This window comes from Prosthecobacter fluviatilis, from assembly GCF_055388355.1.
Map to the genome: position 1 here is coordinate 5,557,171 of NZ_AP043782.1, position 15,360 is coordinate 5,572,530.

10 protein-coding genes and 1 tRNA gene are annotated in these 15,360 nt (G+C 59.8%); 4 read left to right on the plus strand and 7 right to left on the minus strand.

Features of this window, described 5'->3' with window-relative positions; translation table 11 throughout:
• Nucleotides 1-103: 103 nt before the first annotated feature.
• Entirely contained in the window at nucleotides 104-2,947 is a 2,844-nt protein-coding gene (locus ACZ5WW_RS21685) for a protein kinase family protein (protein WP_377162797.1), read from the minus strand.
• Between the two features lie 262 nt (nucleotides 2,948-3,209).
• On the opposite strand from ACZ5WW_RS21685, the gene ACZ5WW_RS21690 reads away from it, so the two are divergent.
• Entirely contained in the window at nucleotides 3,210-3,899 is a 690-nt protein-coding gene (locus ACZ5WW_RS21690) for a PIG-L deacetylase family protein (protein WP_377162799.1), read from the plus strand.
• A gap of 23 nt (nucleotides 3,900-3,922) precedes the next feature.
• On the opposite strand, the gene ACZ5WW_RS21695 is transcribed toward ACZ5WW_RS21690, so the two are convergent.
• Both ACZ5WW_RS21695 and ACZ5WW_RS21700 read right to left on the minus strand, forming a co-directional pair.
• Nucleotides 3,923-3,998: transfer RNA gene (locus ACZ5WW_RS21695), tRNA-Lys, on the minus strand.
• Nucleotides 3,999-4,103: 105 nt separating this feature from the next.
• On the minus strand, nucleotides 4,104-7,163 hold the full coding sequence (locus tag ACZ5WW_RS21700) for a hypothetical protein (RefSeq protein WP_377162801.1): 3,060 nt from the start codon (nucleotides 7,161-7,163) through the stop codon (nucleotides 4,104-4,106).
• Between the two features lie 102 nt (nucleotides 7,164-7,265).
• Here ACZ5WW_RS21700 and ACZ5WW_RS21705 point away from each other — a divergent pair, with 102 nt between their 5' ends.
• Entirely contained in the window at nucleotides 7,266-8,018 is a 753-nt protein-coding gene (locus ACZ5WW_RS21705) for a polysaccharide lyase (protein ID WP_377162803.1), read from the plus strand.
• Nucleotides 8,019-8,051: 33 nt separating this feature from the next.
• On the opposite strand, the gene ACZ5WW_RS21710 is transcribed toward ACZ5WW_RS21705, so the two are convergent.
• The 3 genes from ACZ5WW_RS21710 to ACZ5WW_RS21720 all read right to left on the minus strand — a co-directional run bounded on the left by ACZ5WW_RS21710 (nucleotide 8,052) and on the right by ACZ5WW_RS21720 (nucleotide 11,963).
• Complete coding sequence (locus ACZ5WW_RS21710) at nucleotides 8,052-10,085, minus strand: FAD-dependent oxidoreductase (RefSeq protein ID WP_377162805.1); 2,034 nt, start codon at nucleotides 10,083-10,085, stop codon at nucleotides 8,052-8,054.
• Nucleotides 10,086-10,152: 67 nt separating this feature from the next.
• Complete coding sequence (locus ACZ5WW_RS21715) at nucleotides 10,153-11,124, minus strand: DUF6807 domain-containing protein (protein ID WP_377162807.1); 972 nt, start codon at nucleotides 11,122-11,124, stop codon at nucleotides 10,153-10,155.
• 47 nt (nucleotides 11,125-11,171) lie between these two features.
• A complete protein-coding gene (locus tag ACZ5WW_RS21720) occupies nucleotides 11,172-11,963 on the minus strand; it encodes a TatD family hydrolase (protein ID WP_377162809.1) in 792 nt (263 codons plus the stop codon).
• Between the two features lie 88 nt (nucleotides 11,964-12,051).
• Between ACZ5WW_RS21720 and ACZ5WW_RS21725 the strand changes: the two genes are divergently transcribed.
• Nucleotides 12,052-13,530, plus strand: a complete 1,479-nt coding sequence (locus ACZ5WW_RS21725) for a hypothetical protein (protein WP_377162811.1) — start codon at nucleotides 12,052-12,054, stop codon at nucleotides 13,528-13,530.
• A 33-nt stretch (nucleotides 13,531-13,563) separates the two neighbouring features.
• On the opposite strand, the gene ACZ5WW_RS21730 is transcribed toward ACZ5WW_RS21725, so the two are convergent.
• The gene (locus ACZ5WW_RS21730) at nucleotides 13,564-14,328 is read right to left on the minus strand and encodes a hypothetical protein (RefSeq protein ID WP_377162813.1); all 765 of its coding nucleotides are present in this window, start codon (nucleotides 14,326-14,328) and stop codon (nucleotides 13,564-13,566) included.
• A gap of 210 nt (nucleotides 14,329-14,538) precedes the next feature.
• On the opposite strand from ACZ5WW_RS21730, the gene ACZ5WW_RS21735 reads away from it, so the two are divergent.
• Nucleotides 14,539-15,351 (plus strand): MlaE family ABC transporter permease, encoded by an 813-nt coding sequence (locus ACZ5WW_RS21735; protein WP_377162815.1) that lies wholly within the window; start codon nucleotides 14,539-14,541, stop codon nucleotides 15,349-15,351.
• The last annotated feature ends 9 nt before the right edge of the window (nucleotides 15,352-15,360 follow it).

Here is a 15,360-nt window from a genome sequence, read left to right on the forward strand (position 1 = left end):
TTGAGTGCGGCCGCTGGCTGCACAGGCATGCGCTGGAGGGTGATGAAACACCCCGTGTCTTGCAACCGATGAATGGTGTTTTCGTGCGAACGAAGCTGCTGGCTTATCTCCTTCTGGAGGTGCGTTTGCGTGCTTTGGCCTGGGAACGGAGGGTCTCGTTGATTTCTTCCTGAGTCATAACAATGGCATGACGCACGGTGACTCCGTCCAGCTCTGCGACTGCTGACGCGGGGGCTGGTGGTGCTGGGACTTGCTGGGCAGAAGGGGGGGGCTGCCCGGTGGCTGACACCCTGGCGGCGGGCGCGGGCGCTTCTGCGGTGACTGGCGGCGCGGGGGGGATGATGGTGGCGGCCACTTCTTTTGGGGGCGAGCTTGGCTGAGCAGGCGTGGCATTCCCGGAGGTGGTAAGTATGGCACGACGTATGACGGGTGCATCCTCGGGTGGGGGAGCCATGCGCGGTGCAACTTCTGGCGCAGCGAGCTGAGGCTCCGGAGCGCTGGCAACCATCGTCCTCGGGGTGGCGGCTGCTTCTGGTGTGGCTGGCGCAGGGGGAGGGGGCGACTCTTTCGGGAGGGCTGGCGCTGAAACGTTTGCTGCCAAGGCCTGGGGGGGCTGGGGCGGAGCAGGGGCGGGCTCAAGGGCCAGCACAGGGGTTTTGTGAATGACGGGCTGTGGCTGGGAGGGCGGATGGGCCGGAGGCTTGGAGAGAGCGGGGGCCATTTCTTCGGAAATGGGGGCCGGTGTTTGAGCGGGAGGCTGTGAAGAACTCACAAACAGCCCTGAGGTGGACTCTGTGAAATCTCCAAAGATCATCCATGCCAGCGCTCCCAGGAGGACTGCCGTGGCCGCCAATGCGAGCCAAGGGAATCTGAACCGAGGCGGGGAAGGGCGATGGAAATCGAGCGATTGAAGGTCGTGGCTGACCGGGGCCAGAAGAAGAGTCTTTCTGGGGTGATCCACCGGAGCCTCTTCTGAGGGCCTGTCTTCTTCAAAATCAGAGACAAAACCTCCGCTTTCCGTTTCCTGCTGGGCGAGCGGGGGCTGTGCGGCCAGGGGATCTTCCAGGCGGTCCATCTCGGCACTGGCTGTGGTCAGAAGATGGGAGAGCTTTTCGGTAAAGTCAGGAGGAGAGGGAACGGGGCTGCTGCTCAGCGCCCGCTGCAGGGAGTCGAGCACGAATCCGGCTGCCGTCTCGGGCATGCTGCTGGGGAGTTTGGCTATCTCCCGCATCTGCCCTTCACCTGTGAGAAGATAGGCGGCCAGGCAGATGAAGGCACGATGACGCTCCTCGCGAGCGGCGATGACAGTGAGTTCCTCGCCGATGGGAGTGGCCCACGGGCCAAGATCGATGAGTCGGGGCTTGCACAAACTGCGCATGGTCTTGTGCAGGCGAAGCTTCACCACAAATTTGGGCCAGGCGTCCAGCCGCTTGAGGTGCAGGCGCTCGAGGTCGCGAGGCAGGACGGGACCGTCATAGCCGACGCAGAGCTGGATGTTGGAAGGATCCAAGTCAACCCGATGAACCCCGGTTTCCAAAGCCTGCTCCAGCCCGGAATGGATCTGCCTGAGCAGCGTGACGACTTCTCCGGGGTTGAGCGTGCCGCGTTTGGCCATCAAGGCGCTGAGAGACATGCCCGGCTCGCGGACCTCTGAGAGAAATGCCCAGTCGGGGCCCTTCCAGAGGTTGAGCATGTGCAGAAGGTTGATCTGCTTTGAGGGGTCCTGCCGCCAGACCTGGGGCGGCAGGGCCATGAAGTCAGGCTGATTGACGATCCTTTCTGGCGGAAGCAAGTGCAGGGTGACTGACTGGTCAGCAGACACGTTGACCGCCGGAAGAGTGAAGGCATGGCGGCCTGAGAGCTCGGGATTTTGGATCCGGAAACTTTCTCCGAACAGGTTTTTGAGGGGGATGTCTCCAAGGAGCAAAGTCTGGAGGTGGGAGATGGGCAGGGTGGAGATATCTGCCACCAGCAGCATCTTGGGATTTCGGGCCTGCACCAAGGTGGCGTAGGAACACATGGCCTCGCGGATCTCATCGCGCAGACTCTTGAGGGTGATTGACACGTCCGCTGGCCGGGTGGTCAGGACCGATTTGATGACAAAACGCAGGTTGGCCGGGAGTTCGGCGATCGTGCTGAAATCTTCCGGATTTCCACTGGAGTAGGGCTGCCCGGTGAGCAGCAGGAAGAGCAACCGGCAAGTCTCACCTACAAGCCTGGAAACGCCCAGGGCGGAGGCAGGGGGCGCTGGTTGAGAGAGCCCGTAGTCAAACAGGCGGAGCTGCAAGTATTCCTCCTCCTGTGAGGTGACGAGCACCCGCTCCACGCAAAGGGTGGAGTGCAGGTGCAGGCTTGCATCGATTTTGACGAGGTCCTGGAGGAGATGCTTGACCAAGGCGAGGGAGGTCACGACCGGCAAAGCACCACGCCTGCGGACATACTCCTGGACAAATTCACCGTCATTGAGGCCGGTGACATAGTAGGCCAGTCCGTCATCCATGCCGACGTCGAGAATCCGCATGAAGGACTGGCCGCGCAGGCCTGAGGCTGCGCGAAGATTTTCGCATGTGCGGGACTGCTGGTCTGCATCGACGATTTCGGGCTTTGCCGCCGCATGATCGATGTTTGTTTGGGTCTCGTGGAAACGGTGGAGAGCACTGACGAGGGTGCGCCTGCGTGGCCGCTGCCGCTTTGAGCTTTGCCTGTCAGATTTGAAGCGGCGCCCGCCAAGACGAGAGCTGCTCCAGCCTGGGGGGAACTGCCAGCGCGGGGGCTTGACCAAGCGTCTGATGGTGGCGGTCTGGCTAGGGGGGGCGGCTTGAGCAGTCTGGCCGGTGAAGATGTGGAGTTCCACCAAGCGGCAGTTTCGCTGATCAAAGGCCAGCATGACGACTTCATCCTGAGCACGCGGCAACTTGATCGGCGAGCCATTGCGGTGGCTTGCCAATGAGAGGGAACCAAAAAGTTGAGGCCCTTCATTCATAGCTCTGACGTGTCCGTATGGAAAATGCAGTGGGTATTTATTTCGCGCGAGGCGTATTATCGAATATGATCTTTGCGACTCAACGATGCAATGGAAAATATAAATTATTATTCTGGGTTTAGAAAAATGTATTTAGTTTAGTTAATCTTGGTTAAGAATAAGTCTGAAAAAGGTGGGGCTGACTTGCTTGCTTGCTCTCGCGGGCTCTCGTGGCCATGCTGCAGGCATGACACGCAGCATTCTCGCCATCGGCGCCCATTATGATGACTGTCCTTTCGGCATCCCTGGCACTCTGCTGAGGGCTGTGCAAAAGCATCAGCGAGTGGTCATTCTCAGTTTGATTGGTGATTACACCAACTGGCCGCCGGTCAGAGGGCGGGAGCAGGGACTGATGGAGCTTTCGAAGCAACTGGCTGCTGAGAGAGGCATGGAGATGCGCTTTCTGCCCTACAAGAGCCTTGGCTTCGAGCCGACACTCGAGACAAAGCGTGCCGTGGCTGAAGTGGTGGCTGACGTGAAACCTGACACGGCCTTCATGCTGTGGCCGCGAGACCGGCACCCGGACCATGAGGCTGCCAGCGCGATCTGCCATGCGGCCTTGTACCAGCCGGCGAGGCTGCTCGGGCGGGATGAGGTGAAATCGCCTTCACGGGTGTACTGGTATGACAACGGTCCGGGGCACACGATCGGCTTTGAGCCGGACACCTATGTGGACGTCTCCACGGAGTGGCCTGTTGCGAGCGAATGGCTTGGCAGGCTGATGGCGTACGTGCGCAATGAGGCGTATGATCCGACGAAAACGGACGCCGCCATGGAGACGAAGAGTGTGCTGGCCCGCTATCGGGGGCTGGCCTGCGGAGCCAAGTATGCGGAAGCCTTTAAGAGTGTGCGCCCTGTGGTGAATGCTGAATTTTGAAACTCAGCTTACCATCTCATGGGTGGTACCCCCGGTAGGATTCGAACCTACGACAAATTGATTAAGAGTCAACTGCTCTACCAACTGAGCTACGGAGGCATGTTTGAAACCAAACAGCGTTGGAGGGAGGAGAGTCTTAATCATGTCCGGGCTTCGCGCAAGTGAGTTTTTGCCTCAACAGACACTTTCGGGCCGGCAAGTGATTCAATGCAGGGGAGAGATGCGGATTTTGTGGAACTCGGTTTTGCCTTTGGAGGACCAGTCGCCAGCTCGAAACTGGAGCACATTGAGGTCGCTCTCGATCTTTGGCCCGTCGCAGAAATGGCTGCCGTCGATTAGGAGTTCGGTTTTGTCCGTCGTGGCTTTGAGGGTGATGTGATAGAGTTTGCTGTGTTCGTAGTCGAACAGCTTTTCCCCCTTGGGCTGAGGGTACAGGCCGAAGGTTGGCTTGCCGGCTTCATTGGCAAACTTGACCTTGCCCATGAGCAGCCGCGGGCGGTTGCCGTTGAGCACATTGATGTCGAAGTCGATCTGGAAGGGCGGCTTGCGGCTGAGCTCATAAAGCATGGTGCTGTCGCCGCTGCCTGTGAGCACATCGGCGGTGCGAGTCCATTCGCCGGCCTGTGGCAGCCATTTGAACGCATTGCCGGGGGCCAGGAGCTCTTCAGTCTGGGGGGCAGGATTGGGCTCCAACTCCGCGAGGATGAACGCTTCCACCTGGCTCTGCTCGGCAGAGCCCAGCAGTTTGAGTGCCTTGGCCTTCCACTTATTCTGGGTCGTGAGCAGACGAGCAGCCTGACTCGCATGGTAACCGCGCAGGAGCGCGGACAGTGCGACCTCGTCTGCGGCTGGGACTGGCATGTCAGCCGCCTGCACCCGGGTGTCCTGCTTCAGTAGCCCTGCGAAAGCCATGATCTTGCCGGCTTCAGCGGTCTTGCGTTCCCGGCGCAGCTCGTCGGCCAGTTGCCCGGCCTCCAGAAGGCTGGCTGCATTGAGGTCCCTGAGTGAATCGCGGCAATCTTTGGCAAAGCCTGAGCGCAGTGCCTCCAGGCTGCCAGCATTGATCTCTTTTTCCGTGGCAGCTGGCGGATCGAGCTTCCGAATGGCAAGATGGCGGATGTGAGTTTCGGAATTGTCCCGGAACATCTGGGAGCAGAAACCGATGACCGAGTCTTCCCGCATTTCAAATGCATTGCCTGCCTCGTCAGTGACTCTACGATCCACCGCGATGTCCCGGTGGTCCAGACGGTAGGTGATGGCACCTGCGTGGCAAATGATGTGGAAACGGTGAACTTGACCGTTTGCAGGGAGCCTGATCTGAGGAGCATCCGACAGGTAGGCCCGCCGTAGCAGGGTGGCCGCATCTTCACTGCTGGAGTGCCCCCACTGGTTGCAGCCCACCCAGTCTTCATGGTTGAACGTGCTGTGGTAGCCGATCATGATGCTGAGCCCTTGAGTGCCAGGAGCATTCTTGATCTGGTACAAGCCAGAAAGTTCGAAACTGGAGCCAACCCGCCCGTTGTGCAGCAGGTAGGCGGCACCGTCATGTCCGGTGTTGACGAGGGTGCCTGTTGGCAGGCCTTTCCAGAAACCGCTGCGGTGATACCAGCCGCTGAGATCTGGCGTGGCAGGCAGGGGCACCCACTGGCCGGAGGCAAAGGCTTTTTCAAATTTGCAGGCGGCGATGCGCTGCAGCAGCAGAGCCGGAGGCTCGCCCTGGAAGCGGGAGGCGATGTCCTGAAAACTTTGCAGTGCCTCGTCAAGTTTTCCGAGTTGGTAGTTTTCTTCGGCTACCTCCCATTCAGCGTTCAAACCGAAGGCGAAGACTGCAGACTGGCCGCGCACGTCGGTTTCATTTGCCTGCAGGCTCAACCACCGCCGGGTCTGCCTGGGAAATGGGACGGGCACCTGCTGAAAGGTTTCATAGGCCGTTTCATAATCCGAGGCCTTCCATGCCATGAGCCCCAGATCGGCCAGGCGCCATGGATGCTCCCAAAGGCGATAGACCTGCTGAGATGTGGCAAGGCTGCGGAGGGAGGCTGTCATGACCTCGCGAAGCGGCGACCTTGACAGCAGACTTCGTGAGTCCTGGGAGTCTTCTTCGAGATATTCGAGGGTCTTGCGCAACGCCTTTGCGACTCCGGTGTCATGGCGTTCTGTGAGTGCACAGGCGCAGTAGAAGGCCTTCATCTTCTCCAGGCTGCCACCCCAGCGTGGGCGCAAGGCCCACAGATAGTTTTCATAAGCGGAATAGTCGTCGAACTCAGCGGAGGTCGCGCGGTCAAACCAGAGCCTGAGGGAATCCTCAGGCCTGCCGTGACCGCATTTCACAATGTCAATCATGCTGGCAGCGGCGGGAGCGCGATCTGGGTGCAGCTCCCAGGCCATGAGAAAGTGTGCGCGTGCCTTGATCTGGTGTTCTTCAAACTTTCTGCCGTTTTCCTCGCTCACTGTGCTGACGTAACCGCCGCCGCGGTAATCCCAGGCGATGTGATTCTGAATCCGGCCATGGAGCATTTCGCGAAGCCATGGGGTGAAATGGGAAGTGGTGCAGAGCTGCGCCAGCTCGGCAGAGCAGTCTTTGGACTGAACGCCACCCATGGCGTGACCAAGATCATCATACAGCAGTTCATCATCCTGCGGGCCATACACCGCCTGGTCAGGCGCGCTTTTCATGAGCTCCTTGAAAAGCGCCAGATTGATTCTGGAGATGGTCTCCTGGGAACTGTAGCGCTGGATGGCGATGTCCCTGAGCTCTGCCTGGATGTATGATGGAAGCACAGAAGGGTAGTCCCGGATCATCCTGTGACGGGAGGCTTTGGAGAGGTGATCCCGCGCCTCATGGGTGCCTTCACGAAATTCCCAGACGGCCGCAGCGGTGAGCCATAGTATCAGCGGATCGTCCACATGATTCCTGATGAGCGCCGTCCCCTCTTGGGCCAGCACCTCCCAAGGACGGCTGTGATCGACGTCAGGATGACCGGCTTTGATCATCAGCGCCTGTTTGGCAAAACTGCGTGCGGCGTCAGCGTACTGCGGCCATTTCTCCAGATGCTTTTCAAAGGCAGGCATGAGAACGCGCTGCATCCAGGCAAAGCGTGGGCGTGCCCGGTCTGTTTCAAAGCGTGTGCCGGGCTTGATTTCGATGGGGGCGAAATCCTGTCCAGCCATGAACTCACGCGCAGCCTTGCGCCAGTCGGTTTCTGCGGCGGTGGCGTGTGACAGGAGCAGCAGCGGCCAGAGCAGCGCATGAATCATCTTCATGGCTGAAATGACACCAAGAATCCTGATGTGTGTCCAGTGTGATTTTTTTTCAGCAGGACTTAAGCGGCAGGCTTATAAGTGGGCATGCGCTGTTTAGCATTCATGTTTTTGTTTTCATGGGCGTCTGGCCTTCTGGCGGATCTGCCTGTGCATGTTTCCCTGGCTGGCGGGCAGGGACCGTACACGATCAAGCAATGGAAGAGCGACTGGCCGGGGTGTGAGTTTGAGGGCGGCATTGCCCAGGGGCGGGTGGCGGTGGTCGAAAGCGATGCCTTGAAATGGCTGCGTGTGAACTTTGCCGTGGGGAAGATCGGGCCTGAACAAGGTGGGGCCGGATGGCGCATGCCCCTGGGAAAACATGAGGCAGCAGAGCTGAGCTACACGATGCGCTTCAGCAAGGGCTTTGACTTTGTGAAAGGTGGCAAGCTGCCGGGATTGTGCGGTGGGCCGGACAATGTGAGCGGCGGTCGCCGGGCAACAGGGGTGAATGGATTTTCGGCAAGGCTGATGTGGCGCAAAGAGGGACGAGGCGAAGCCTACGTGTACCACAAAAATCAAAAGGGTGACTATGGCGACAGCTTCGCCTTTCCTGCGGACTTTCGTTTTCCCACGGAGGTGCCTGTCAAAGTGAGGATCGCAGTGACTATGAACGCGGTGGGAAAGCGCGACGGTGTGCTAAGGGTGTGGATTGATGGCAGGCCTGTGGTGGAACGCACTGACATGGAATGGCGCACGGTGGACAGCTTTGGGGTGGATGGGCTGTACTTTGAAACCTTTCACGGCGGTGGCGACTCCACATGGGCACCAACACACGACTGCTGGGCGGAGTTCACGGAGATGAAGGTGACGCGGTGAGATGGGGCGCGTGAGTCCGCTCTGGCTCAGCGGTCATTTCACCGGGAGCAGCTGCACTGCATCGGCTCCGACAATGCCGTCGGTGTCCTTGTTGCTGATGGTGATGACGGCAAGCTGGTCTGCGCTGAATGTGAAGGTGCCGAGGCTGACAAAGAGACCGTCGATGGCGGGGGCTTTGCGTTGATTCACGATCACGGTATCCGTACCGCCAGCATGCTCGATGCGCACGGGGACGTTGCTGGCGCGATTGGTGGCTGAGGCGTAGGACATGCGCACTTCGTATCTTCCGCTGGTCGGAATCTTGAGCCGGTAGGTCAGGCTTTTTTCTCCTTTGTCGCTGTTGGCATCGTGCAGGCTGGAACCATCAACGGGGCTGCCGAAGGTGCTGCCGGTCCAGTGTCCGGTCTGCTCGGCCTCCTGCTCGCTCATGACGATGCCCGGCAGCTTGGCGGAGCGGATCATTTTGGCCATGGTGGCGAGTTCGAGCACGGCCTTCTGCTCCAGCAGCTTCTTCTGCAAGGCGGGCACGTCGATCTTCTGCACGGGGGTGTTTGCTTTGAGCGCCATCACAGCGGCGAGACCTGAGGCATGGCCCAGGGCCATGTACACGGGCTCCATGCGCAGTGAGCAGCAGGCGATGTGGCTGGCGGAGAGGCAGACGGGGACGAGCAGGTTTTCGCACTCGGCGATCTTGGGCGTCAGGCTGCGGTAGGGGATCTGATAGGGCAGGGCTGGTGTGTCTTGAAAGCTGCCTTCATCACGCACGGTGCCATCCTCGGCGAGGATGCGCTGCACGATGTGGCAGTCGATGAGGAAGGAGCCCATGCCGATGGAGTCATTTTTGAAAATATCGGTCTGCAGATCTTTCTGAGTCATGACGTAGTCGCCGATCATGCGGCGGCCTTCACGGACATAGAGGGCGTAGGGCCAGTGGGCGTTGTCGGTGAACTCATCTTTGCAAAGCCCCCAGGTGTTGGCTTGGTCGCGGAGGCTCTGCGGCACGCGCTCATCGTGGCAGAGGAACCAGAGCATGCCCTGGATGAAATCGGTGTGGTCCTGCCAGATGCGTGCGCGGGTGGCGGCATCGCCATCAGGGTAATCGAAGTTTGCGCCCGGATAGTCGGTGGAAAAGAGCCCCTGGGCATTGAGGTCGTATTTGCCGTTGGCGGTTTTGCCGAGATGGAACAGGCGGCCAAAGCGGATGCCGGGGAATGCCTTGATCAGGCGCAGGAGCAGTTCGTACTTGGTGGCATCGTAGCTGGCGGGCTTGGGGAAGGGGATCTTGATGTCCTCCCGCTGAGTGACGCAGATGCGGAAGTTGTAGCTCTGCGTGCGGTTGTCAGCACTGCCGGGGGCGAGCTTGGGATCTGGGAAGACGCCGTAGATGGGCTTTCTCTGTGCATCCAGGCCGGAGATGCTCACGGGGGTGCCGTGGATGTAGCTCGGGCCTTTGCCGCCGATGCTGGGGCAGTCGCTCTCCATCACCTCAACGGTCCGCGGGCGGATGGGCATGGGGTGGTAGCCTGCGAGTGGCTCGCCGTATTGTGCGGTGCTTTCGCGGCCGACGATGTAGCTCACTTTGGCTGCTGCCATGAGATCGCCCTCATAGCTGGCGTCGATGAACTCCTTGCCATGGTAGGTGGCGCCGTCGCTGGTGGTCAGGCTGGTGATGCGTGCGCCGTCTTTGGAGACCGACTTGAGCGCCTGGGCTGTGACAACCTTGACGCCTGCTTCTTTGAGCATGGCCTGGAAGGCGGCCATGTTGGCGCCCGGTTCCGCATACCACATGGGTGTGTCGGGTTTCAGGGCGGCGGCCCGGGCGAAGTATTCACGGGGAAAGCCGCCGATGGTTTCCTGCTTGCCCACGTCCGTGCTTGTCAGGCCACCGGTGACCATGCCGCCGATCCATTGGGTGGGCTCGATCACCACCACGGATGCGCCCTCTCGTGCTGCGGTGATTCCCGCGCCCAGTCCTGACGGCGTGCCGCCGTAGATCACGAGATCAAAATCTGCTGCGCAGATGGAGGAAGTGAGGCCGAGAAGAAGTAACAGACGGTGAAAAAGCATGAGGCGAAAAAAGAGCAGGCGGCAGCGCCATGCATCTCTTTTCGCCTCGTCTTGTCAACCGGCTCCCTTATTTCTTGGCGAAGGCTTCATAAGCCTCGGCGACCTTGCCTTCCTTCTCATCGCCCTTGTGGAAGTAGAAGAGGTGGTGCAGCAGGGTGTATTCACCTTTTTTCAGCTCATAGGCGCCATCGGGGGCGTTTTTGTCCAGGGCTTTGGTGCCGAAGGGATTGGCGGTGAAGAGGCCGTAGTCACGCACGTGCCAAGGGGTGGGGAAGCGGAAGCTGGAGGGATGGTTGAACATGGCGACGCCGAGCTTCTCTCCGCCCACGGTGCCGTAGTAGTCGCACCACTTGGCGCGCTTGCCCCAGGCCTCCACGTCGGTGATGCCTTCGCTGTTGATGATGTGGCCGCTGCCCTTTTTGTTTTTCTCGATATTGACCGCCATTTCGGTGGGCACGCGGATGCTGAGACCGGCGTCCTTTTTGTCCTCAAAATTCACCGGGCCCTCGGTGGCCAGAAGAACCTGCTTGAGCTCGATGCTCCGGGTGCCTTCGCCGGCGGTGAAGATCATGGTGCGCTCTTCTTCCAGGTACTTTTTGCCGCTAGGGTCGAGGTAGTCGATGATGGAGACGAGCACGGCGGAGTCGGGCTTGGCTTCCAGTGTCTTGAATTCGCGGTGTTTCTCGCTGCCCAGTGATTTGACGCGCTCGGCGGTCTTGGCGGAGTCGCCAAAGGTGGCGCGCTCGGCCCAGGACTCGATGCCATTGATGCCTTCATGGCCAAAGCAAATGCCGCGATGGTGCGGGTGATCGTGCTGCTCGCCCTCGATCGTTATCATCGGATAGTTGCGGGTCATCTGCTTGCCGGTGGGGCCAAAGACCGGGGCGAGGTAGGGCTTGTTGGCCTGGTCCACGACGTATTCGGCAAAGACCTGTCCGTCCACCTTCACGATGGCACCGCCTGTGGCGGTCTTTTCGACAGAGAACTGGGCGGCGCTGGCGAGCGACGTGAGAAGGAAGGAGGCGAGGAGGAGTTTCATGGTGGTGGGAATGAACGTGGGGGAGATTGGAATGCTTTCGGCGGAGATCAATCCCAGCCGCGGAAGAATTCCAAGGCGGTGCGGGTGGTGTCTGCCGCCACTGTTTCGACGGACTCTCCGCGCAGGCCTGCGACAGCGCGGGCGGTGTCTGCCACGTAGGCGGGCTCGCAGCGTTTGCCGCGGTGAGGCATGGGCGCGAGGTAGGGGGCGTCGGTTTCGAGCATGTATTGCCCGGAGGGAACGGCGCGTGCGGTGTCGGCCATGAAGCCGGGGTTTTTAAAGCTGACGATGCCGGTGAAGGAGATGAGGTGGCCGCGATCGAGCAGCGGCTGCGCCTGCTCAAAGGTGCCGGTGAAGCAGTGGAAGACTCCGCGCAGCCGATCGCTAAACGGCAGCACGAGTGCGGTGAGGTCCTCCCAGCTTTCGCGGTTGTGCAGGATTACATTCAGCCGCAGTTCCGCTGCGAGTTCGAGCTGGGCTGTGAGCACACGGGCCTGGTGGGCTTTCCAGTCTGCGAGGGCAAAGCCCTCGGGCGGGGCGTGGAAGTAGTCGAGACCGATCTCGCCGATGGCGCAGACTTTGGGATGTTGGGCCAGAGTTCTGAGCTCTTCGACCCAGGCATCTCCGCTGACCGTGTCTGCATCGCAGGGATGGATGCCGACAGCCACACGCACGTCGGGTTCGTTTTCGGCCAGGGCGAGCAGCTTGCCGGCGTTTTTGAGATCCGTGGCGGGAGCCACCATGCGCGAGACGCTGGCGGCGCGTGCGCGCTCCAGAACAGCGGGAAGGTCGCCGTCGAACTGTCTGCTGCCAAGGTGGGTGTGCGTGTCGAAAAACATGGTCAGCGCCTTCGCATTTTGGGGGCGGGTGTCAAGCCTCGTGAATTACTCCTTTCCCTAGCGGCTTTGTTCGTGATACACCACGCCCATGCTCCTCCGCCGACTGCACCTGGTTTTGCTTTGTCTGCCAGCTTTTCTCCGTGCCGCGCCGGAGGATTATTTTGGCATCCGCGTCGTCGATGAACATACCGGGCGCGGGGTGCCGCTGGTCACATTGGAGACGACGAACCACATCGCGCTGACGACGGACAGCGCAGGGTGGATCGCCTTCAATGAGCCCGGGCTGATGAACCGGGCGGTGTATTTCAGTGTGCGGGGACCAGGATACACGATGCCCAAAGATGGCTTTGGCTTCACGGGCGTGCGATTGAAGCCTGTGGCTGGAAAGTCTGAGGAAGTGAAGGTGCTGAGAACCAACATCGCCGAGCGCCTGTGCCGACTGACGGGGCAGGGCATCTACCGGGACAGTGTGCTGCTGGGGCATGAGCCGCCGCTGCCCAGCCCCAATCTCTCCGCAGACGTCATGGGCCTGGACTCTGTGCAGGTGGTGCCATGGAAGGGACGCTACTTCTGGATCTTTGGCGACACGCTGCGGCCCAACTACCCGCTGGGAAATTACCACTCCACGGCTGCGTGGAGCGATGCGCCGGACAAGGGCGGGCTGGAGCCCGAGCAAGGCATCCGCTTTGAATACATCACCGATGGAAACGGGGCGGTGGCGAAGATGCTGCCAGTGGAGGAGCCGGGGGCCGTGTGGATCTTTGGCATGCACAGCGTGATGGACACGCAGGGCAAGGAGCATCTCATGGCCCACTACTCGCGCTGGAAAGACCTGGGCAAAAGGCTGGAGCACGGGCTGGCAGAGATGAATGAGGCGAGCGGGCGCTTCCGGTGTATCGCGGCGCTGGGGGATGAGTTTGAGTGGCAGCATCCGCAGAGCAATGCCGTGAGGGTGAAGGGGGAAGAAGGAGAATGGATTTACTTCTCCACACCTTTCTGCCGCACACGGGTGAAGGCGGACTATGATTCCGTGCAGAACACCTCAGCGTATGAGGCGCTGGCTTGGTCCGCTGAGCAGGGTGATTATGTCTGGCAGAAGGCGCTGGCACCCACGACGCAGAAAGACGAGGAGAAACTCATCGCAGAAAAGAAGATGCCTGCAGAAAAGGCACGCATGCAGGTGGTGGATGCACAGACGGGAAAACCGGTGCGGCTGCATGCGGGCAGCGTGCAATGGAACAAGCACCGGGAGCGCTGGGTCATGATCGCCGTGCAGCAGGAGGGCGGAGACTCCTATCTCGGCGAAGTGTGGTATGCGGAGGCCAGGCAGATCGACGGCCCCTGGCGCAAGGCGGTGAAAATAGCGACACACCCGAAGTACAGCTTCTACAATCCGAGCCATCATGCGTTCTTTGATCAGCAGGATGGCCGCTTCATTTATTTCCAGGGTACCTATGCGGAGACGTTCTCAGGCAATCCTGTGGCGACGCCGCGGTACGACTACAATCAGATTCTATACCGGCTTGATCTGGACGATGCGCGGCTCAAGGCGGCGTGGGTGGAGTAGCAGGAGTGGCGCAGGCTTGCGGAATTCGCGTTATCAAGGAATGCGCTCGCCGTGGATTTTTACTCCGGGTGAGCCTCGTGTGCACACTCCATCGAAGGTGTTGTCATCGGTCAGTCTGATCTCCCAGTCCCAGGTGTGGGTGAGAAGGTATTTTCCGGCCTTGTAGCTGAAGGTGCCCGTGTCTTTCCAGTAGTTATAGGTGTAGTCCTTGTTGAAGGTCATTTCCATCTTGAGGTCGTTGCTCTGAGTGGTGTTCCATTTGCCCACGATCTTGAGAGGCCCGTTTGGAAGCGGCTTGAGCCGGTCCTGCCTGGCTTTGACGACTTGGGCATCTTCAATTCTGCCTTCCTTGGTCAACTTAGCGATCAGCGGATCTAGCACCCTGGAGTAGGCATCTTTCAGTGGCTGCAGCCTGCGCTCTTTTTCCTGAGACAGCTTGCTCACTGCGGCGCGGTAGCTGCTGCGCAGCTTCTTCAGGCTATCCTGAGTGCCGGCGTCATCCGTTGCTGGCACGGACTTCGTTGCGGTGACTGACTCGACCTCTGCCTTGTAGGCGAGCGCTTCATCCAGCTTGCCTGACTTCTGTGCAGACGCGCGCGTGTTTTCGATGGTGGCCAGATACTTCGCCCTCAGGTCAGCCACCGCATTTTCATAGGGCTGGATCACTTGCGCATTTGATTTGGCGTCATAGTCAGCCTGCAGAGGGGCCAGTTCCGGCACCATCTTTTCCTGTGCTTGGGTGCTGATGAACGCAGCCGCAGATGACAGAAACAGGATGAGTGCACGAATTGATTTCATGTGGAAGTGACTTGTGGAAGTGAGCGGCTTACTTTGCGGTATAGTCTTATTGATTGCGAGATTTTTTAAGGGGGCGGCGGTTGGATCGGATCAAACGTTTGAAAAACAGGCTTTTCCTCTAGCGCCTCATTTTGATGCTTGTCGTAGCGTGACGAAATCGGCACCACGTGCGGGCTTCAAGTGGCGTGCGTCTTCGCCATGCATGGCGGCATGGATTTTCCACGGAGCATGGAGTGGCTGGCGCATGTCGGCAGATTTGGCCTGGGCATGCTGACATGGCTGGGGCAGCTGACAGCGCTGATGGGAGAGCTGGGCGTCGGGCTGCGCAGCGGTGTGTGGAGGCTCAGGCTGGTGGCACAGCAGATCGTTGCCATTGGCTATGGCTCGCAGCTGGTGGTGGTGGTCACGGGAGCTTTCACAGGCGCGGTGTTTGCCTTCCAGTCGTATGCGAAGTTCAAGGAGTTTGGCATCGAGACGACCGTGGGTGCCATTGTCTCTGTGGCGCTCTGCCGCGAGCTGGGGCCGGTGCTGGCAGGATTGATGGTGGCCGGGCGTGTGGGGGCTGCGATGGCGGCGGACATCGGCACGATGAAAGTGACCGAGCAGATCGACGCGCTGCGCGTGATGGGAGTGCACCCTGTGGACTACCTGGTGCTGCCACGCTTTCTGGCCATGTGCATCTCCATGCCGCTGCTGGTGGCGGAGAGCATCTCTTTCGGGCTCATGGCCTCCTATGGGCTCATTGTGTATGGCTTTGATGTGCCGGGCAGCTGGTTCTGGCGGCATGTGGTGGAACATACCGAGGTCATGGATGTGGGCATCGGCATGATCAAAGGCCTGGTCTTTGGCGTCATCATCACGCTGATCAGCTGTCACCAAGGACTGGGGGCGGAAAATGGCGCGGTGGGTGTCGGTCTGGGGACCACACGGGCGGTGGTTTATTCATCCTTGGCGATTCTGATCTCGAATTTCTTTCTGACCATCGCGCTGAATTACGTTTCGCCCATGGGGTCAGGGACTTGAGGATTGGAC